Origin of the sequence: Colwellia sp. BRX8-7 (assembly GCF_014077275.1) — a bacterium.
Taxonomy (GTDB): Bacteria; Pseudomonadota; Gammaproteobacteria; order Enterobacterales; family Alteromonadaceae; genus Colwellia_A.
On the sequence record NZ_JACGVP010000004.1, the window covers coordinates 89,890 to 111,383 of the forward strand.

General features: G+C 37.1%; 15 protein-coding genes. 7 read left to right on the forward strand and 8 right to left on the reverse strand.

What is annotated here, in order from left to right; all coding sequences use genetic code 11:
- Window positions 1-55 precede the first annotated feature (55 nt).
- Window positions 56-2,308, forward strand: a complete 2,253-nt coding sequence (locus H4J57_RS05265) for a hypothetical protein (RefSeq protein ID WP_182242162.1) — start codon at window positions 56-58, stop codon at window positions 2,306-2,308.
- A gap of 274 nt (window positions 2,309-2,582) precedes the next feature.
- Here the strand turns inward: H4J57_RS05265 and H4J57_RS05270 are convergent, their stop codons facing one another.
- The 4 genes from H4J57_RS05270 to H4J57_RS05285 all read right to left on the reverse strand — a co-directional run bounded on the left by H4J57_RS05270 (window position 2,583) and on the right by H4J57_RS05285 (window position 5,369).
- Window positions 2,583-3,470 (reverse strand): MYG1 family protein, encoded by an 888-nt coding sequence (locus H4J57_RS05270; RefSeq protein WP_182242163.1) that lies wholly within the window; start codon window positions 3,468-3,470, stop codon window positions 2,583-2,585.
- Window positions 3,471-3,737: 267 nt separating this feature from the next.
- Window positions 3,738-3,935, reverse strand: a complete 198-nt coding sequence (locus H4J57_RS05275) for a CPXCG motif-containing cysteine-rich protein (RefSeq protein ID WP_182242164.1) — start codon at window positions 3,933-3,935, stop codon at window positions 3,738-3,740.
- A gap of 133 nt (window positions 3,936-4,068) precedes the next feature.
- Window positions 4,069-4,440: a VOC family protein gene (locus H4J57_RS05280; RefSeq protein ID WP_070375467.1), complete on the reverse strand. Its 372-nt coding sequence runs from the start codon at window positions 4,438-4,440 to the stop codon at window positions 4,069-4,071.
- Between the two features lie 170 nt (window positions 4,441-4,610).
- On the reverse strand, window positions 4,611-5,369 hold the full coding sequence (locus H4J57_RS05285; RefSeq protein WP_182242165.1) for an ABC transporter substrate-binding protein: 759 nt from the start codon (window positions 5,367-5,369) through the stop codon (window positions 4,611-4,613).
- A 338-nt stretch (window positions 5,370-5,707) separates the two neighbouring features.
- Here H4J57_RS05285 and H4J57_RS05290 point away from each other — a divergent pair, with 338 nt between their 5' ends.
- Window positions 5,708-5,971 carry a hypothetical protein gene (locus H4J57_RS05290; protein WP_070375469.1) on the forward strand — a complete coding sequence of 88 codons (264 nt, stop codon included), beginning with the start codon at window positions 5,708-5,710 and terminating at the stop codon, window positions 5,969-5,971.
- A 255-nt stretch (window positions 5,972-6,226) separates the two neighbouring features.
- On the opposite strand, the gene H4J57_RS05295 is transcribed toward H4J57_RS05290, so the two are convergent.
- Window positions 6,227-6,415 (reverse strand): DUF2892 domain-containing protein, encoded by a 189-nt coding sequence (locus H4J57_RS05295; protein WP_070375470.1) that lies wholly within the window; start codon window positions 6,413-6,415, stop codon window positions 6,227-6,229.
- Between the two features lie 78 nt (window positions 6,416-6,493).
- On the opposite strand from H4J57_RS05295, the gene H4J57_RS05300 reads away from it, so the two are divergent.
- Both H4J57_RS05300 and H4J57_RS05305 read left to right on the forward strand, forming a co-directional pair.
- Window positions 6,494-6,934: a S9 family peptidase gene (locus tag H4J57_RS05300; RefSeq protein ID WP_182242166.1), complete on the forward strand. Its 441-nt coding sequence runs from the start codon at window positions 6,494-6,496 to the stop codon at window positions 6,932-6,934.
- A gap of 40 nt (window positions 6,935-6,974) precedes the next feature.
- Window positions 6,975-7,778, forward strand: coding sequence for a formyl transferase (locus H4J57_RS05305; RefSeq protein ID WP_182242167.1), 804 nt, complete (start codon window positions 6,975-6,977; stop codon window positions 7,776-7,778).
- Between the two features lie 110 nt (window positions 7,779-7,888).
- Here H4J57_RS05305 and H4J57_RS05310 read toward each other — a convergent pair whose 3' ends face one another.
- Entirely contained in the window at window positions 7,889-10,264 is a 2,376-nt protein-coding gene (locus tag H4J57_RS05310; RefSeq protein ID WP_182242168.1) for a S8 family serine peptidase, read from the reverse strand.
- Between the two features lie 440 nt (window positions 10,265-10,704).
- Between H4J57_RS05310 and H4J57_RS05315 the strand changes: the two genes are divergently transcribed.
- The 3 genes from H4J57_RS05315 (at window position 10,705) to H4J57_RS05325 (ending at window position 17,806) form a co-directional block, all read left to right on the forward strand.
- Window positions 10,705-12,555, forward strand: coding sequence for a S8 family serine peptidase (locus tag H4J57_RS05315; RefSeq protein ID WP_182242169.1), 1,851 nt, complete (start codon window positions 10,705-10,707; stop codon window positions 12,553-12,555).
- Between the two features lie 294 nt (window positions 12,556-12,849).
- Window positions 12,850-14,544, forward strand: a complete 1,695-nt coding sequence (locus H4J57_RS05320; RefSeq protein WP_220470269.1) for a S8 family peptidase — start codon at window positions 12,850-12,852, stop codon at window positions 14,542-14,544.
- A gap of 97 nt (window positions 14,545-14,641) precedes the next feature.
- Complete coding sequence (locus H4J57_RS05325) at window positions 14,642-17,806, forward strand: two-component regulator propeller domain-containing protein (protein WP_310733703.1); 3,165 nt, start codon at window positions 14,642-14,644, stop codon at window positions 17,804-17,806.
- Between the two features lie 17 nt (window positions 17,807-17,823).
- Here the strand turns inward: H4J57_RS05325 and H4J57_RS05330 are convergent, their stop codons facing one another.
- Complete coding sequence (locus tag H4J57_RS05330) at window positions 17,824-20,823, reverse strand: ATP-binding protein (protein WP_259366800.1); 3,000 nt, start codon at window positions 20,821-20,823, stop codon at window positions 17,824-17,826.
- A gap of 120 nt (window positions 20,824-20,943) precedes the next feature.
- On the reverse strand, window positions 20,944-21,474 hold the full coding sequence (locus H4J57_RS05335) for a DUF6942 family protein (protein WP_182242171.1): 531 nt from the start codon (window positions 21,472-21,474) through the stop codon (window positions 20,944-20,946).
- Between the last annotated feature and the right edge of the window lie 20 nt (window positions 21,475-21,494).

A 21,494-nucleotide genomic window follows, 5' to 3' on the forward strand; every position in this document is an offset into this window, starting at 1 on the left:
ATAGCATTACATTGATTATACATGGCTAAAAAATAAACATATTTATGGATTAAATGTGGCTGAATCTTTGATATCAGAACTGAAAAGGCGAAATGTTTTCAAGGTTGGGATTGCCTACCTTGTACTTGCTTGGGTTGTTGTTCAAATCACGTCAATTGCTGTTCCGGCATTACACTTGCCTAATTGGATAAATACTGCGGTATTTTTTTTTGGTCTTATTGGTTTTCCTTTTGCCCTTTTTTTTGCTTGGGCGTTTGAAATAACTCCCGACGGTATCAAGCTTGAATCCGCCATATCATCTGGAGATTCTACTGCTGCTCTTACAGGTCGTAAATTAGATTTTATCATTATTGGCCTTATGGCAATTGCCTTGATTTACTTTATTTATGAGAGTCGTTTTCAATCACCAACGGCTTTAGTCTTGCCAACAGAACAAGCTGAAGTTATTGCCCAAGTTTCCATCAAAGTTAATGCAAATAATCCATTAATATCAGAGCCAAAGGGTACCTCGATTGCTGTACTTCCTTTTGTAAATATGTCTTCTGATAAAGAACAAGAATACTTTTCAGATGGTATTTCAGAAGAAATATTAAATGTATTAGCAAAAATACCGAAACTACAAGTAACCTCTCGTTCATCGGCGTTTGCCTATAAAGATACTAAGATTAATATTTCGGAAGTTGCTAAAATTTTGGGTGTAAAAAACGTACTCGAAGGCAGTGTGAGAAAGTCGGGTGTAAGAGTGCGTATAACCGCTCAGCTCATCAATGCTGAAACAGATAAACACTTGTGGTCTGAGTCATATGATCGCGAGCTTGATGACATCTTTCAAGTACAAGATGAAATATCAGCAGAAATTGTCGAGGCACTGAAGGAAACCTTAGGCATATCATTAGTTAAGACAGTATCTTCTGCGCAAACGATTAACCCTAGAGCTTATGATTTATATCTGCAAGGCCTAAGGGGACTTCATACCTATACCTTTGAAAGTTTAGATAATGCCGCTGCTGCTCTTGAGTTAGCAACAGACATTGCCCCCGAATTTTTGATGGCGCGCATTAAGCTGGCAGAAACATATGCTCGTCAAATTATTACGGGTAGTCGCTTTGATTGGCTAATACTTGATAAGGCAGAAGCGCTAATTAAAGAAGTACTTAGCATTAATCCAAACTCTGCTGAAGCTTATTTTGTTCGGTCATTAATTATAAAAACAGATCGTAAGTTACGTAATCAGTATGCAAAAGAAGCTTATCGGCTAAATCCTAATAATGTCGATATCATCATAAGGCATGCACAATCAAATGGTGCTGAAATGGGAGAAGATAACGCCAGGGCTTTATTTGAAAGGGCTCAAAAAGTTGACCCACTTAATGCTGATTTACCGTATTTTTTTGCAGTATATTTAGTACAAACATTACAAAAATATTCAGAAGCGGAACAAACGCTTAAACAAGCTATTAAGGTTAACCCGAAGAATACTTTTTATCCTTTTTATTTAGGACAAATATATGCACAGCATATGGGGCAAATTGTTGATGCTATTAAGCTAGCTGAAAATGGTGCAAGGTTAGACCCTAACGACCCTTATTTTCCTCAAGCACTTTCGATCTACTATTTATCTTTGGGATCTGGTCTTAAGTCTCTTGAATATGCAGAAAAGGCAATGTCTATTAATGCCAATAACGCTGGAATTATCAATCAAAAAGTGAACAGTCTTATTTACCTTGGGCAAACCGCTAAAGCGTTAATACTCATTAACGATACCATAGCCGATGCTAATACGGTATATCCCAGTAAACAACTCAAAGATCGCTTTATTACTGGTGCCATATACTTATTACTCAAGCAGCAACAATTTGCTGATGCAGAGGCATTGATTAATCTTCATATCCCGGGGATAAATGAATGGGTTAATCAACCACCCCCCGCAACATTGGATGCTATAGAAAATGTAAATGGCATTTTGCTACTTGCCCGTGTTTATAAAGCACAAGGTCAGTTAGCCAAAGTTGAAAAGCTTGTTGAGGGAGTAAAGGGACGAGATGAGTCTTTTTATCTTACAGGTCAAGCACGCTTGTTGGGTATTGAATACATGAACCTTGCTATCAGTAGCTCACTCGAAAATAACGATGAGCAGACCATTAAGTACCTCGAAGCTGCCATTGATAATGGTTATTTATATAATTGGCGTGCTAACTTATTACAATCACCTTATTTTATCGATCTAGCGCAACAGCCAAGGTTTACGGCATTAATAGGACGATTAGAAACTGAAATGCTAAAACAAATAGCGGTACTTAAGCAATAGTTAAGATTTTGATATAACGATATTTATACTCTTGTCTGTATAGCATGCAGTATTTCTATAGTTAAATCATAAGTTTTTGTAGCAGAACGTTTGGTTTATGGCTGATATCACTAAGGCGAAATCAGCCATATAATCGCAATGTGATTGGTACAGTGCGAATAATGCGATTTTTTTATTCTTCTTGCAATGCAATAGCAGCCATTTTCATAGTACTTTCAAAAGTCTCAGCTTCTGCTATAAACAGGCTATTTAAGCTACAAAACATTTGGTTTTTCTATTTTTCTTCTTGCAATGCAATAGCAGCCATTTTCATAGTACTTTCAAAAGACTCTGCTCCGGCTATAAACAGGCCATTATGACAGAACATTGCATCGTCAATACCGGTTACGGCTTTTAGCGCATCATCAGATAAGCCCGCCCATGCTTGAGGTAGTGATTTTCTATCTTCGAATGAACCCGGTTCAACAGGCACTGTTTGAATTCTCCAAGGACCAGAACCAGAAGGATAAACCATATATAAAGCTTGTGCAGACAGAGCATGAACGGTTCTTTTCCATGGCGTATATTTATCTAAAACAATCACTCTTGGATCTTCTGCATTCTCAATCGCTTTAGCGACAATTTCTTTTGCACTAATTCCGCCATTTGCAGAGGCAATAAACCGTGTCAAAATACGTGTCGCAAACTCAACCGCCTCATCAAAACAGCTATCAAAGTGACTATCTTCTTGCCAAGTAGGGTTGAACATTGAAATCGTTTGGCTAAGGCTAATACCTTGGTTTATACCTTTAGAAGCGCCTTCGGTATAGCCACAATCAATAGCGTCAATTGTTGAAACTAGCCCTGCATCAACAGCGTTAGCTACGTCTTGGTTACCCTGACATATTTCTAAGCCATATTTCTGCCAAACCAAGCCAAATGAAGAATAAGGAATTCCATTTTCGCGTTCACCGGCACCACCACGCTGATGGTGATCGAATCGACCTGCATCTGCGTTATATTCACCACCAACATCAATAACAAGATCTGCTTTACCGATAACCTCTAAATTGCGTGTGCGTATGAGGTTAAAGTTAGGAAAAATGTGTTTAAGAGCAGCGATACTAAACACGTCATCTGCATGAAAATTACCGTTGTGAGTTGCTATAGTTATATCATTCATTTTTTATATCATTTTAGAAAGGAATAAGAAGATGTTGCTAGTTAACTTCACTATTTTGACTGGCCGATTTGGGACAACGTCAAGGTGTAGAAATTATAAGGCAGATTCTATACGAAGACAGCTCACAAAAATAGTGGGCTTTTAATAACACTAGTTTTCAATAACGGTACAAAAATGAATAAAGAACAATAATATCCTTGTTAATAATGTTGATTGAATCTGCGTTTAGCTAAGGGGGAATGATAGGGGGTATTTTCTAAATTGGGCTTAAAACGCATCATCTTCGCTGTAAACATTAACATCAAGATCACCGTCCATGCTTTCTGAAGCTAAAAAAATTATTGGTTTACAGCAAACTTGGCAATCTTCAATATACTGCTGGTCTACGTCGGCTGAATCAATGAGTACCTTAATTGTTTCGCCACAATAAGGACATCCTATGCGTTTTTTAGTCAATTGATTCAATTGTTACGGTTTCCTATAATTGTCAGTAATATAATCATTCATTATCGAGAGTTATTTTAAATGATAGGTGGGAAAGGTGTAATGATAAAGTCATATTCAAGCATAACTCAACGCTATGCCTGAATACTGGTAATTAACCAAAATGATTAAAAACGATTTTGTTACCATCTAAATCACGAAAATAAGCACCATAAAATACGTCAGGTATACGCTGCCCTGGTTCTCCATCACAAGTCGCACCTAAGGCAATGGCTTTATGATACATTTCATCGCACTGCTCTTTTGAGCCAGGCGCAATAGCAAGCATATTGCCGTTACCACAGTTTTGAGGCGCTTCGTTATAAGGTACACAAATAGCTAGCATGGGCTCTTTCATACTTTTACCAATAAATATAATGCGTTCCATTTTTATTAACGTTTTAGCGCCTATAGGTGCCAAGAGTTCATTATAAAAGGCTTCTGATTTTTCTAAATCGGTTACACCGATGGTGGCATAGCTAAGCATATCTATTCCTTTTTAATTATGATTAAGGTGATTCATTTTAAGTAGAATGTTAACTACAACAGGTTAGCCAAATCATGTCAATAACGCTTGTTTATTCAGATATTATGGGATGGATTTATAACTCGTACAATATGATGAATATTAACTATTTTAACAACGTGGCTAACTATTTATTGGTATTTAGCAATAATTTTCTCAATGCTTTTATTATCAATCATTTGTTGTAATGCTTTATTTAATCTTGGTAAAAGTTCAAGTTTTGTTGGGTGTACACGCATCATAACTTCTACCGAGCTCACCACGTCTCCCACGACAATATCCCTTAAAGTTGGAAGATGTCTTTTCATATATTGTATTGAGGATTTACTGATAAAAATTTGGTCAACACGTTCAGCCAACAATTGCTTAATGAGCAAACTTTCTGATTTATTTAATACCTTGTTGATGTCATTATTGGTAAAGGATGCCTCAAACCTAGGATAAGTGAAGCCTCTAACTATGCCTACTTTGTGTCCAAATAAATCTCTTGGTCCTTTTACTTCAAATTCATCACCAGAGCGAAAAACAATCACTTCTTCAACACGTTCATAGGCAATGGAATATAAACCTATTTCTTTTGAATTATTGCGCCAAATAGGGTTGATTCCGGGTTCAATATCAACACGGCCAAGATCAAATTCAAGCATAGCTCTAGCGGCAGGCATTTTAACCATTATAAAGGTATCGCCGGTAATTTCTCCTATTTGATGAAATATGTCGGAAAATATTCCTGATATTGTAGCCTTGCCTTGTTGATCTATTGTAGAGATATTGTGTGGAGGATTGGCAGGATCGTAAGAAATTACCTTATAGGTATTAGCGATGAGTGGCCATGATGCGATAAGAAGGATATTAATAAAGCATAACTTTATTTTACAACTTAGGGTCATTTTACTTTCTTTTCAATCGGTGATTTTACAATAAACATAGCAGAATATAGGTAGTTAAGGGAATAAATCTTATGGTGAAATTATAAATATTTAATGGGTTTTAATCCTGCTAAATTTGTGGTGCTATGGCAGACAGCTTAATCGTTATAAGGTGAACTGATTGAGCTGTATCGCCAAAGTGATACTGCGAAATAATAGTAATCTTCACTAAAGCTTAGCTAATATAGCCATATTTTCAAGTTGTTGTTTTTTAAGTGATTGAAATAATGACAAAATATATAAGGAATAAACTTTGCAAGATAGCATTTTTATTTAATGAATAATGAGACAACCTAACCATGAATATAAACCTTTGGGTATTTTTAAGTATCGCTGTGATTTTTTTAGTGAGTTTTTTAATTATTTTGGTATTAAGTACCAATAAAAAGAAAATAAAAGAATTAGAAGTAGAAGCGTTGAAATTAGAAAAAGCTAATTTAGAGACAGAAGTCGCGGCAGCGGTTAATAAAACACTGGGTGACCAATTAAGTCGAATAGAGGTATTGGAAGCTATCGTTACCGATAAAAACTACAACCTAAACGAAAAAATAACTCGATTATAAAGAGTAATCCTATTAATTTTTTCTAATACATTAATAGTATGAAATATTGATGTATTAACGGTTAAGACAGACTGACCAGCAGATAAAAATAGGCGATCAGCTAATCGCCATAGAAGGATGCAAAATTTCTGGCTGTCGGCACACTAGTCTAAAGCATTAATGAGTAAGCCCAAAGGGCAGTGATTACACTTTATACTCCTTAATACCGATGGTTCAGAATATTCGCCGAGTTTGTTGCTAGAATAAAGTCTTTGGTTAATCTTTTAGGCCTATTTTTTTTAATAAGACCATCATTGGGCACCATTTAGTAAATGATGACTGTATTAAGTTGACCGCAATAAAAGCAGTAAACCATAACCAGTTTATTGATAATGTTACGGTTAAAATAAGTGAAATAAGTATCATTGTGCCTGCTATTAGTCTTAATGCATCGTTCTTAGTCATGGTAACTCCGTGATATTGGTATGGTTAAATTAATATTACATTATATTATATTAGGTTTTGTTAAATTAGTAAATACTAATGTACTTTGTTGGCGCAAGTTATGGTGGTTATGCGGCGGCCATGGCGGCGTTAAAAACACCTGACTTATTTTGGTACGCAGTCAGTTTTGCCGGAGTGAGCGACCTTCGAAATATTGTTTTTAAGAGTCGTTACTACACTAATAAGAAATTTGTAGAACACCAAATGGGTAAAGATGTTCACAACTTAATCGCCCGTTCACCGTTTTATCAGGCAAAGCGAATTAATATACCTATGTTATTATTCCATGGTGCCAGCCATACCTTGGTTAATGTTCGTCAAAGCCAAAGATTTTACCAGAAACTATTAGACTTAAATAAGCCAGTTGAATATATTGAATTGGCAGACGGCGACCACTATTTGTCTATTCAGCGTAATCGACACAAAGCTTTTACAGCCATTGCCGAATTTTTTAAACAACATTTAGTCAGCCTAAAGTGATGATGTATTCTTAATATAAAATAGGCAAAAGAGCTTAATTATGAAAATTTTATTTTTGGCTAATAAAGATTTAGCGAGTAATTTTGCACTAAATAAACTGCTACCAGAGGTCTGTAAACACCATGAGGTTCATCTGTGGTTATCAGCAAAAGTAGGCAAAAGCAGTGTGATACCAACGCCATTAAAGACGCTAAAGTTTTTCGAGCAAGACTTGTTTAACCAACTGCTAAGTCCGCTAATTCCTAAGACTAAAAGTAATAACGATAGCTATAAAACTTTTGATGGCTTTAGCGTCTTTTTAAATTCAGCGATTCGAGACGTCAAGCAAATTAATTCGCCTGAGATGATTAATGATTTGAAAGAGTTGGCGCCCGAACTTATTGTTTCAATACGCTTTGGTGGCATTCTAAAAGAAAAGGTTATTAATATTCCTACCAAAGGCATTATTAATCTGCATTCTGGCATATTACCTAAGTATAAAGGCGTGATGGCGACGTTTTGGGCAATGAAAAATAACGACGATAAAATAGGTACGACACTGCACACCATTGACGATGGTTCGATAGATACAGGAAAAATAATCAAGACTTCTACCACACTAGTTAATAGAGAGAAATCTTATTTATGGCATGTGCTTGAGCTTTATAAGCAAGGTGCAACCGATATATTAGCGGCTATTGAAACACTTGAAAATGACGAGTTACTTTGTTCTCAGCCACAAGAAAAGAGTGCTAGCTATTTTACCTTTCCAAATAAAAATGAATGTCTAGACTTTGAACAAAGTGGTTTTAAAATCAATGATGAGCAAGAGTACATTGAATTTATACAACAATATTACTTGTAAGTATAAATTTTAGTTTGACTAATATGTTGTTGTAAATAAAAAGGGGGGAGCATTATTAATGCTCCCCCCTTTAGTCTTTACCATTAATATAATCGCTAATTTATGACGTTCTAAGGATTATAAACAACATCCAAGCTTACACCACTAGCAGCTGAATAGCCGTAAATACCGATATGCCAAGTGTCTGCTACAGGGCTGGTAAATGAACAAACTTCATTATTGCCACTTTTGTATGGGCGACAATCATAAGTTGATGATGTTGGCTGTGCGCCACGTCGAATATATAAATCAGCATCACCAGTACCACCACTCATCGTGAAGTCTAATGTTGCCATGCCGGCTGGTACGTTAATGGTGTAATAAGTCCATGCTTGACGAGCGACACTAATATCCGTTAAAGATGCACTGCCACCGGTTGCTCCGCCACCTGTTGTAGGTTCAGTAAAGCTACCTGTTAAGTTAACACCAGAGAAAGCTGAGTAGGCAACAACTTTCACATAATAAGTGCCCGCTTGTGCCGTACTAATAGGACAACTTTCACTATTACCACCAGCATAAGGACGACAGTCATAGCTAGTACTTGTAGGTGCTGAACCAAATTTAACATATAAATCAGCATCACCTGTTCCACCAGCCATATCAAAGGTTAGGTCTGTTGCACCAGCTGGAACTTCCATTGTAAAGCTAAGTTCAGTACTTGAAGCTAAGCCAGTTTTGGTTGTGCCATTACTTAATACATCATCACCAGTTGGTGGCGGTGGTGGTGTTACGCTACCACCACAAGTTGCTGCTAATGCATCAGACGCTGCTTTTGCTTGTACTAAGCCAAAACCTGTCTTGTCATCGCGGCCAGCAACATCAAGATCAATAGCCGTTGATTTTAATGCACTTCGAACTTCGTCAGCGCTACAATCAATGTTATTACTCCAAACAATCGCTGCAACACCTGTAACATGAGGCGTAGCCATTGAAGTACCGTTGTAATAAGCATAGTTTTGCGAGCCGTTAACCGTTAACGTTGCCGCATTGCCTAACTGCGTCAATAATTGCTGACCCAACGCACGACTAACCGAAACACTTGGCACTGAAACAGCGTTAGTAGAATCAACTAAGAATGGATTTTGTAAACCAGGACGAGTACTGTCACTATAAACAATAACACCAGAGGCACCTGCATCAGCACAAGCTTTAGCTGGGTTTATTTCGGGGTAATTACTGCCTTTTTGGTTGTCATTACGTTCTGCTAAACAAATATTACCAGCAACATTACTACAGCTGTAGCTACTTCCTGAAAGTGTACAACTTGCTAAAACACCGTTTGCACTGCTATCTACATTGCTTACGATGAAGCTACCACCACTTTCAATGTAATGAGTTTGTGGCACAATATCATTAGCATAAGTTGTTGAACCTAAATTAATAAAACCTAAGCGACCATCGCCAGCAACGGTTGATAAAACAGCTTCACCAGGCGCAGAAATTTCAACTTGTGGTGTGTATTGAGAAAACTCAGCATGTTGATTGTTGCTATCAAGTGCGCCAACAGCCATAACAGCGTCATAAGAAGCAGGGTAAGATAATGTGGTATTGCCATCATTACCTGAAGCGGCAACTAATAATACGCCAGAATCAGCAGCGGCTTGTAATGCGTTTTTCTCAGTAACACTTGAACCTGCACCACCTAAACTCATGTTAATAACTTTTGCGCCATTATTTACACAAGTATCAACTGCATCACTTAACTCGCCTACATAACCCCAACCCGCTTCATTAAATACTTTAACAATATGCAGATTTACATTGGTGTTCGGCATAATACCAACAACACCTTCACTGTTATTAACACCAGCAATAGTACCGGCTACGTGAGTACCGTGAGACCCCCCGTTTTGATACCAATTTCCAGTACCTGAGTTATTGGTACCTGAAGCATTGTTAGCATTTAAATCAGGATTTGCCTGTTCATAACCAGAATCAATAATACACACGGTCATATTTGCGCCGTCGTTATCAGTTAATTGGTCTGATTGTGTTTGTGCTATACCCCAAGGTTGATTTTGCGCCATTAAAAAGCGTTTGTAATCAGGCTCAATGAACTCAATTGATGAGTCCTTTTTCATGCGGTTGATCATGGTTTTCACATCTTTAATGTTCTTTTCTTTACCAAAAGAAATAATGTGATGACCATTTTTCAAAATCTTTTCGTGTTTTAACGATAAGCCTGCTTTTTTCGCTAATCCTGGAGGGATTGCTTTTCCGTTTTTCTTGTTTTTATATTTAACAATTAAACGATCAGTAAAATCCTGCTTTTCGAGCATTTGTTGTGCACGCCAATCAGCAAAACTTAATGTTGTTGATTGGGCAGATTCCATTCCGCTTTTATTTACTTTATTAATTTTAGCTTGGCTCGCATAACTTGCCGCGCTAGTTACGGTTAGAATAGATAAGGCTACTGCACTGAGTGCAAGGCGTCTGTTATTTCTCATCTGATATAAACTCCATCGTTTATTTTTACGTTTAATTTGAACGTTTGCCTAGGCTACCTTCAACGTATTTTATTATGTATTGCTTTAGTGGGTGAAAACCCATTGCAAAAATAATGGCTTGTTTGCGATATTTTAACTAGCAAACCACAGACTGTTTTTCATAGTAAAGCGACAAGGTGGTTTTTGTTTTTGTAGTTATCTACATGAAACAATTGATTTTATTTTTATTTTGTCGTTTTTTTTCGAAAAGCTGTCGCTATTTTGCTAGGGAATATTTTCTGACTTGATATTATCGAATTATGCAAGATGCACGATACTGATTTAACCAAGATAAATAAGTCATCATCAAGATAGTAAGGACTGCTCAATAAAATAAAACATAACGTTGATCATAAAAATAATATAAACAACGTCCCTATATATAAGAGAGAGTAGAACATATGAAAGCTTCTAAATTTACGACATCAATTATTGCTTTAGCCGTTACCGCAGCATTTTCAGCACAAGCTGCCGATGATCGATACATTATTAAAGTAGACGAAAGTAAAAAAGGCCTTGTTAAAGCTCTCGCTAAAAAATTAGGCGGCGAATTAAAAGTTGACGGCAAAGGTTTTATCGCTGCTTCATTCGCTGGTAAAGACTTAAGCCAAGTTAAAGGTTTATTAAATAACCCACATATTCAAATGATCGAAGAAGATCAACGCCGTGTACCACTTTCTGTATATAGTGATACTGCAGGCAACCCTGCTACAACTCAACTTACTCCTTATGCGGTTGTTCAATCTCAAGCTGACCAAGTTAACTTTAACGCTGGCGCAGGTATGAAGGTATGTGTTATCGATTCAGGTTTAGATCGCTCTAACCAAGATTTTATTTGGAACAATATCACTGGTACTAATGATTCAGGCACCGGTAACTGGGATGAAAACGGTGGCCCACACGGTACTCACGTAGCCGGTACCATTGGTGCTGCAGATAACGGTTTTGGTGTTGTTGGTATGGCACCGGGCGTTGATATGCATATTGTTAAAGTATTTAACGAAGCAGGTTGGGGATACTCTTCTGATTTAGCTTATGCAGCAAACATTTGTTCTGGCGCTGGCGCGAACATTATTAGCATGAGTTTGGGTGGTGGTGGTGCAAACAGCACCGAAGAGAACGCATTTAAAGCATTTACAGATGCTGGCGGTTTAGTTGTAGCGGCAGCAGGTAACGATGGTAACAATGTTCGTTCATTCCCAGCGGGTTACTCTTCAGTAATGATGATTGGTGCAAACGACAATAACAACGCTATTGCAGACTTCTCACAATTTCCAAGCTGTACGTCGACAACGACAACAGGTAAAGGTAAAAATCGCACAACGACGACAACGACGAACGAAACTATTTGTGTTGAAGTAACGGCTGGTGGTGTGGATACATTATCTACTTACCCTGCAGGCATGGCAACCAGTGCTTCAATGAGTGCTGATGGAGTAGCTTTTGCTTCATCTTCTATGGAAAACGCGGGTTCAGCTTCTGGTAGTACTTTCTACATGGGCACTGCAGAATCAACTAATTCAGGCGCAAATGGCAATATCTGTTTAATTGACCGTGGTGTAATTTCTTTCCACGACAAAGTACAAAACTGTCAAAACTCAGGTGGTGTTGGTGCAATGATCATTAACAATGAAGCGGGCATGTTATACGCTACATTAGGTGATGCGAACGCGACAACTATTCCTGCAGTTGGTGCAGCTTATGAAGACCGTTCGGCATTATTAGCCGCTTCTTCTGCTGAGATTAACATTGGAGCTAGCGATTACGGTTTCATGAGTGGTACTTCAATGGCAACACCAGCAGTATCTGGTATTGCTGCGCTAGTTTGGTCTAATCATAACGGTTGTACGGGTACAGAAATTCGTGATGCACTAAAATCAACAGCGGAAGATAACGGCGCAACAGGTCACGATGACTACTTTGGTCACGGTATCGTTAAAGCAAAAGCGGCTAGCGATTACTTAACCGCTAATGGTTGTGGTGGTGGCGTTGTTACTCCTCCTCCAGTAGAAGGTGGCGATATCACTGCAGACGCATCAGGATACAAGGCTAAAGGTAAAAACAAAGTTGACGTAACTTGGTCAGGTGCAGCTACTGCAAGTGTCGATATTATCCGTAATGGTTCTTTAAGAACAACAACGGCAAACGATGGTGCTTATACCGACAGCTTTAGAACTTCTGGTTCGTTTACATATAAAGTCTGTGACCAAGGAACTAGTAATTGTTCTACGGAAACGACAGTTAATTTCTAGATTTATACGTTATTAGTACAAGGAAGTAGTCTTATTAACTAGTTGATATCCAGTTCATTATTTGAGCTGGATATTTTTATTTTAGTAATATGTAATAATTTGTAGTTATATGTATATACTCATAAGTTATTACAGGTTGGGTCCGGTTTAGTTTATGTTCACAATCAATGTGTATTTTGTAACTAATTATTAAAAATTGTTTAAATGTACAATTGTTTAAATTTAAATTACAAACATTAAGTTAAATTACCCTGACGTTTTTAAAAGATGTAACGGGAAAAGGGGACAAAAATTTTGAATATTTCTGTAAAAAACATTATAAAACCACTCTCACTTTTAGGTCTTATCAGCATAACTGTTTGGCTGATCCATACAACACTTAATAAAAATGTAGATGCACAAAAGCAATCGTACATTATTTCTTCAAATAACTATCAATTATTGCAAACAGAATTAGCAACGCTAAACGTTCAACCAACGCATAAATTAGCTATTATCAATGCTGTTGCCGTTTCTCTTAATATTGAACAGTTGGCTCAGTTACATGCACAGTTAGATATTCAAGTTACGCAAAATCATCATGTAGAAATGTCTGGTGGTAATGCTTGGGGCAAGCGCAAATGGCAGCCAAAGTCTGTCGTTAATGACTTAATTGAGGCCTCTGCCGCTCATTCGGCCTACAATTTTGGCGATGGTGTAACTATTGGTTTTTTAGATACAGGCCTTGATCAATTAGAAGGAACATCTTCAGGTTTATCTACTGATTTATATGGTCGGGATAAGTTCTGGGGAACTTATGATGCGGTTAATAACAATATCAGTAATTATAGTAATGAAGAAAGTGGCCACGGTACGCATGTCGCCAGTATTGCTGGCAATGCAGATTACGACGCTTACGGTAAAGTGTATGGTGTTGCGCCGAATGCTGCATTAGTTGGGATTAAAGCCTTTGATGCCGAAGGCAAGGCGACCTATGCAGACGTTATTCGTGGCATAGATTGGGCGCTACAAGTTAAAGATCAAATCAATTTAAAAGTATTGAACATGTCGTTCAGTGGGCCAGCTCGTTCATACTATTGGGAAGACCCACTTAACCAAGCAGTAATGAAAGCATGGCAAGCTGGTATTGTTGTCGTTGCTTCTGCTGGTAACAGTGGTCCTGGCCCTATGACAATCGGCGTTCCAGGTAATGTACCTTATATAATTACCGTTGGTGCGATGACTGATAACTATACGCCTTCTTATTTAAGTGATGACATAGTCGCTAGTTTTAGTTCGGCCGGCCCGACAGTAGAAGGATTTGTTAAACCAGAAATTGTCGCACCAGGCGGTCATTTATCAGGATTAATGGCTTTTGATACTCAAATCGTTCAGGAACATCCAGAATTTCACGACGGCGGACGATATTTTGAAATGTCAGGTACATCGCAAGCTGCTGGCGTTGTTTCTGGTGTAGTGGCATTGATGTTGACCCAAGATCCAACGTTAACTCCTGACGAAGTTAAGTGTAGACTAATGGACAGTGCTCATACCGCATTCGATAATAACGGTGAACTTGCTTATAGCGTTTTTCAACAAGGTTCAGGCGTGGTTAATGTGGCGGATGCATTAGCTAGTAACGCTTCAGCATGTGCGAATCAAGCATTAGATATTGCACAAGACATTGCTGGTAATGAACACTATTTTGGACCTGCCAATATTAATGATGATGGCAATTTTTATGTTGAAGGTTTAGGCGATGAATATGTGTGGAAATTGGATGAAAGCAACGTTGATGGTGATAGTGTCATTTGGCGAATGAATTTCATCGAAAATGCTATCGATTGGAGAAACACTGCCTCAACAGATAGTGTTATCTGGCGGATGAACATCGAAACGGACAGTGTCATTTGGAGAATGAATGTCGAATCTGACTCGGTGATTTGGAGAATGAGTGTTGCTGATAGTACAACCGGAATTGATGTTAATAATTGGGTAGCACCACAATAGTGTAATTCACTCTAAGCCACTGTTATTAAAGTGGCTTTTTATTTTTTATTTCATGTTAGAAGATTCTATATACCCTCATCTTAGTAAGAGCTATCTTGTGAAAAATATACTCCCCTTTTTCTTATCAATTATTCTTAGTTGCAATATATTTGCACAAGATGTTAAGCAATTTAAAAACTTTGGGATTGATAACCCAATGTCTTATAGCTTTGTTAGAACCATGGCTCAAGATGAAGATGGTTTTATGTGGTTCGGCTCATCGGAAGGCTTAGACCGTTTTGATGGGCATCAAACACTAAATTTTCAACATGATAGTACCCAGCCTAACTCACTAAGCTCTAGTGTGATCAGTAGTATTCTTTTTGATAAACAGCAAAGGCTTTGGGTCGGTACTTTTGGTGGAGGCTTAAATTTATATAGACCAGAAAGCCAAGATTTTATCCATTTTACTAGAAAAACAAAAAATGCCACACTGACCAATGATACCGTAAATGCTTTATTTGAAGACAGTGAAGGTAAAATTTGGATAGCTACCGAAAATGGTGTGAATGTTCTCAGTACAGATGAAGAAAAATGGTCAACTCAGCATATATTTCAAGAATCAGGTAACCCAAATAGCCTGACCCATAATACTGTACTTTCAATAATTGAAACTCGTAACCAAGAAATTTGGATTGGTACTAATGGCGGTGGGGTTTCGATATTTGATCTACAGGGAAATTTTATTAAATCGATTAAGTATGGCGATCAAAAAAGTGCGACTTATGTTAATAAATTTGTCAGTAGTTTATATCTAGCTATTAATGGTGATATTTGGATAGGCACAGTTGATAGTGGTTTATTAAAATATACACCAAGTACAGAGCAGTTTCTTCACTATCAAGATAATGTGAATGTTCAGTCAACAATTAGCAGTAATGCAATTAGTAATATTTATCAGGATTCAGAACAAAATATTTGGATTGGCACCGATAGTGGCTTATCTATTTATAATAATGAAACCAAAGACTTCAGTCGCTATAACAACTCCCCAAATAACCCTTACAGTATAAGTAATGATTTTGTTATTACTTTTTTTGAAGACAACCATAAGATGATGTGGGTAGGGACTTTTTCAGGTGTGAATCGTTGGGATCCGAATATGGCAACCTTTCGACAATATAGTACGCAAACAAATCCTATTTTAAAAAATAACAATATCACTAGTTTTGCGCAATTTGAACAAGGAAAATTTTTTTTTAGTACCTATGGTGGTGGTATCTATCAGTTGTCAGAAGCTGATAATTCCATTACCACCGTCGATTTTAATGCTTCTTTTTCAGAATATAGAATTATGAATCTATTTGCCGATGGCAACACTTTATGGGTGGGAACGAGAGGCTCAGGCTTATATTCAGTCAATTTAACAACCAATAAAGTGACTGGATATATCCATGATGCTAAAGATGAACATTCTATTTCAGCTAATAGTATTACCGATATTATTAAAGATATTAATGGCAACCTTTGGATATCTACTTTTCAACAAGGACTAAATTTATATAATGAAAACGGTACTTTTACTCGTTTTATTAAAAACGAATTAAACACTAAAAATGGTCCTAGCACTAATAGCATATTACAATTGCTGGCTGATGAACAAGGAATCGTATGGTTGGCCACATTTGGTGCAGGGTTAAATCGTTTTGATCCGGCCCTTGGGACGTTTACTCATTTTAGACATGATGAAAATACCCCTAATAGTATTTCGGATGACTTTACCTGGATAATGCTATTAGATCATGACAAGAACCTATGGTTTGGCACTCAAAATGCTGGCTTAAGTATATTAAGCCAAGAAGATCGTTACAGTAATAACTTTTCATTTTCCCATCTTAATACTAAAGATGGCATGAAAAGTTTGACCGTATATGGCATCACCCAAGATGCTAATGAAGATATTTGGTTTAGTACCAGTAAAGGTATTTCTCGGTTTTCAATCAGTGATAAAAATTTTAAACACTTTAATCTGACTCATGGCTTAGTTGATTTAGAATACACTCATTCTTCAGTATTTCGCTCAAAAGGTAACACCTTATATTTTGGTGCAGGCAAAGGCATGAGCACTATTAATCCAGAAAAAATTAATACCAGCTTGTCCGTTCCAGAAGTACGATTAACGAGTATATTAAAGCTGAATGAACCTATGCCTCTTGGTAGTAAATTATCTAACTTAAGCCAATTGGAATTTGATTACAGTGATCAGCTGATTTCCTTTGAATATGTTGGTTTAAACTATGCCAATCCCGAGTCAACTCTTTATAAGTATCGCTTGTTAGGCTTTGATGAGGAGTGGATAGCTGCAGGTAAATCACGACGAGCCACTTATACAAATTTACCTGCAGGTAGTTATACACTGCAAATTATTGCTGGAAATAACGACAATGTTTGGAGTGAACCGGGTTATTCATTAGCTATTACGGTTAAACCAGCACCTTGGAATACTTGGTGGGCTTATTTATTGTATGCCATGGCAGTAGCTTTAACGTTATTAGTCTATTCACGCTTTTTGAATCGAAAACTATTGGTTGAACAACTACAAAAATCTTACCTTAAAGAGCAGGTCAAAGAGAAAACGCAAAAGTTACAATCGCAAAATAGCGAACTTGAACATGCCAATATTCTACTTGAAAAGTCGGCAACGGTAGATAAAGTAACTGGGGTACGAAGTCGCCGCTATCTTGATATTTATATTGAGCAAACTAGCCAGCTGATGAATCAAATTCATCAGAATATTCTACCAGTACAGCGGAGCACTTTACCCCGTCTTTACGTCTTAATGGTTCAGGTTAATGAGTTGACCAATATCAGTAATAGCCAGTTGATTAACATTACTGATTTATTACTGTTTAGCAGAAATACCGATGACCTAGTTGTTCGTTGGTCCGATGATACCTTTGCTGTTATTGGTTATGAAAAAGACAACAATGCTGGTGAGTTAGCCGCGCGGTTAGCAAGTAAATTTGAAAAACAATTCGACGATAAAATTTCGATGAATATTGCTTATTCTTTTTATCCGTTTAATAGAGAGCAACCTATGGAAATATCGTGGGATCAAGTCAGTGTGATGATTGAACTTGGCTTAACATTAACAAGCGAAGAGCCAGCGATTGCTTGGCTTGGCTTGTGTGAACCTAAGATACAACCCTTTAGCTACTTAGCGGTGATTCAAGGCGCTGATCTAGCGACACTTAAGCATAACATCCAAGTTAAGCAAGGTTAGCCTGAGTAGCTTTGTGGTTAGCTTTTAATGAATTGTTGTTGATATTGTTTTGGGGTGCAGTTAAACGACTCTTTAAAGCATCGACCAAAATATGTTTGTGAAGAAAAACCAACATCTAAGGCTATTCTGCCAATTTTAGAACCATTTTGTAGCAATATCTGTGCTTTTGCTAGACGGAACTCTTTAATGAAGTTATTAGGTGTTGTGCCCAGTGTTACTTTCATTTTTCGCTGCAGTTGGCGTTCACTCATCGCCATATTACTGGCTAGATCTTGAATACCTAAATCAGTTTCCAAGTACATCTTAGCAACAATGGTTTCTAGCTTTTCTATAAACTTTTCATCAACGGATAAGATAGCACTTTCGCTTGGAGTTAACTGCGACACTTTTTTTACGCTACTTTCTTTTTGTTGTTCTTTTTGATGGTCACGAAATTTATGTAAATAGTTCTGCTGGAGTAATTTACGATTTTCAATCAAATTTTCAATACGTATTAATAATTCCTGTTGATTGAAAGGTTTACTTAAATACTCATCTGCTTGTAAATTTAGGCCGTGAAGTCGACTATCTAAGTCTGAACGGGCGGTAAGCAAAATAACGGGAATATGAGAAGTAAGTTCATTTTCTTTTAATTGTTTAAGTACTTCGAAGCCATCAATGCCCGTTAGCATTATATCGCATACGATAAGGTCTGGTATATATTCCTCGGCGATGAGCAGTCCTTGTTCGCCGCTCATTGCTAATAAACAATGATGTTGCTGTTCAACCACACGTTTTATGTGATTTTGCATATCGAGATTATCTTCAATAACTAACACGACATTATGTAAATGATTTTTTGTTTTAGTTTTATTATTATTTTGTTCTAACAGCAATGATGATACTTCGCTTTGAGATACACTCATTGGCACTTGAGTTTCTATTTCGACAGCGGTAGCTAAAGGGATTGATAGAGAAAACTTACTGCCTTTATTGTATTCACTGACTAAATTGATACGCCAGTTATGCGCTTTTACCAATTCATTAACTAAAGATAAACCAATACCTACACCAAAAACAGCATGATTTTTTTCATCATCAGCTCTTTGAAAGCGTTCAAAGATTTTACTTTGTGATGCTTGATTAATACCTATGCCGGTATCTGTAATCTCTAAAATAACATTATCTTGATCAACATAAGCACTGACCTTGATGCTACCGCCAGCAGGTGTATATTTAATCGCATTAGCAAGTAAGTTGAAGATGATTTTTTCAAAACCCTGAGCATCACATTCTAGCCACAGATCATCAGATATTTCAGCATCAAAACTTAAATCATTTTGTTTAGCTAAGCGTGAAAATGAATCAATTGGCATAGCCATTAACTGACTTAATCGATAAGTAGACAATGAAAGCTTAGGGTTGTCAGTAAGGCGAGAGAGTTCTAATAGTTGTTCAACCATACGAACTAAACGTAAACCATTACGCTTAGCGGTAGTAAGTTCCAACCCTTCTTCTTTACTGTGAGCTTTGAGTAGATATTGGTCTAAAATGCCATTAATAATTGTCAATGGCGTTCTAAACTCATGGGAAATGTTCGCAATAAACTTATCTTTTAAATCTAACATCTGCTTTTCAGCTAACTTTCGTGAAGTTAAATTAATAAAGGTAATAACAATAAGGGGTTGTTCTTCGCGATCTGCCCACTGCAATTCAACCTGAACTGGGAATTCAGTACCATCGGCACGTCGAGCAGCACACTCTACTGAAATACCGATATCTTTACGTTGTAAGGCGTATACATTACTTTTGAAGCCAAAAAAGTAATGCATAGTGTCTTCTGCAGAAAAAAGTGCGCTGACATTCGTGCCTTTCAATTCATGTTCTAAACTTTGGAACAATTGAACTGCGGCAGGGTTTGACGATAATATTTCGCCGCCCGTTGATGTCGTCAAAATAGCATTATTAGATGCTCGGACAATGGCTTTGTCTTCACTATTAAGAATTGAGCTGAGTAATTTATGGTTGGTCTGTATTAACTCTTTTTGTTCTTGTTGCTGAGTGAAAGCGTTTTCCTTGAATTCGAGCGTGTTTTTTCTTTTATTGTAAGCAATAAGAATGACTAAAATAAAAGCAATAACGCCCCAAATACCAATAACAAAAGACTGCCAGAAAGAATTTGTAATGTAGTGTGCCCCAACTTCTAAACCAACGATATGAATGCTAAAAATAATACTCACCAGCAATAAAATGTAAAATTCGGGAAAGGTATCTTTTGAAATAGGTTTGGTCGGTCTTTGAATGTTTAATGATGCACTTGCGGCAAAAATAAGACCACAGTATGGGATTAACGCTATTAAGCTGTTCGTATAATTGTCTTTATAAAGGGCTTGCTCTTGAATAAGAAAATAACTATTAGTGTTATCAACTAACAAAGCTAATGAGGCAATGGCTAATGGCCAATAAATAGCGCGCCAAAATTTTTCATGACAAAAAATAACACAGCTGATTAGTCTAATAAAAATGAGGCCAGAAATGGTGATATGAAATAATAATGACGGTAATAACCTGTGATCTAACGCTTTTGAAAACTCTTCTGGCAGCAGTACGAAATAACAAAAACAGGTGACTGTAAAAAATAGTGCTGGCACTCGACCCGCAATGTATTTATTGAGTGGCGTTTCGCTTAGATGCGGGTTGGTTTCTATGGCCAGTAAGATAAAAAAGTAACTGAACAAAGAGAAAAAATCTTGCAGGATCGGGGGGGGGGTTATGTAGTTACCTGCGAAGATAACACCCGACATAAGATCAATGATAATAGCGAGAGAGAGAAACTGCCAGAACAATTTTAATGAACGTGATCTGGTCTGTAAATAGCTATGAACAACAAAGAATACTGCGGTAGCCTGTAATAATATAGTAGGAAGTGATAGCAAAAGAGCAGAGGAAATATCAAGAGTGCTGGTGATCGTTGCATAGGGTAATAAGGTTAAAATTATTGTAATAAATAAAAGTGTTTTTTTATTAAAATATAGCAATGATGTGATCCAATATTAAAGTGACGTTTAGTATGTTGCCTAATCATGAGGCTAATTATTTTCTCCTTTAATAAATATAGTATACATTAATTTAACACTATATAAATGAATGAAAAGCTTTCACTGGCTATTTATATCGTTGAGTAAAAAGGCTAATTTTTCAATATTAGCATTCGACAATTGCCGATAATCAAAATAGGGACACACAATTAAATTTTTAGCTTTATCAATAGCAAATTGCTCATCTAGCCAAGTGAAATTAGCGTTTAGTTGATTTGTCGCTAACAAATTTTTGGCGTAGGTTTTTCCACAAATAATATGCAGAGTTTGCTTAGTGGTTGATAACTGAGGCGGAGAAAATAATAAAGCCGTTTGAGAGCCTTGCTGCAGCAAAAATCGCTCTCGATATTTTTGCCAAGTTGGCGCAAGTGTTGAGTAAGCGAATTTTTCTTTATCGAGTGCGTAAAGCAGCTTCGCATAAACATTGAAAACTTTCCGCCAACCATTGCCACAAGCTTGATTAACCATCTCTATTTCGCCCAAGGTTAGCGGCGATAGACAAGATAATTGCTGATATTCAAGCATACTCGGTTTATTGCCAATATAAACGGCGACGCTAAAGTTTGAGCAACCTAAACCAATATTACTCACGTGATATTACAGTACTGCTG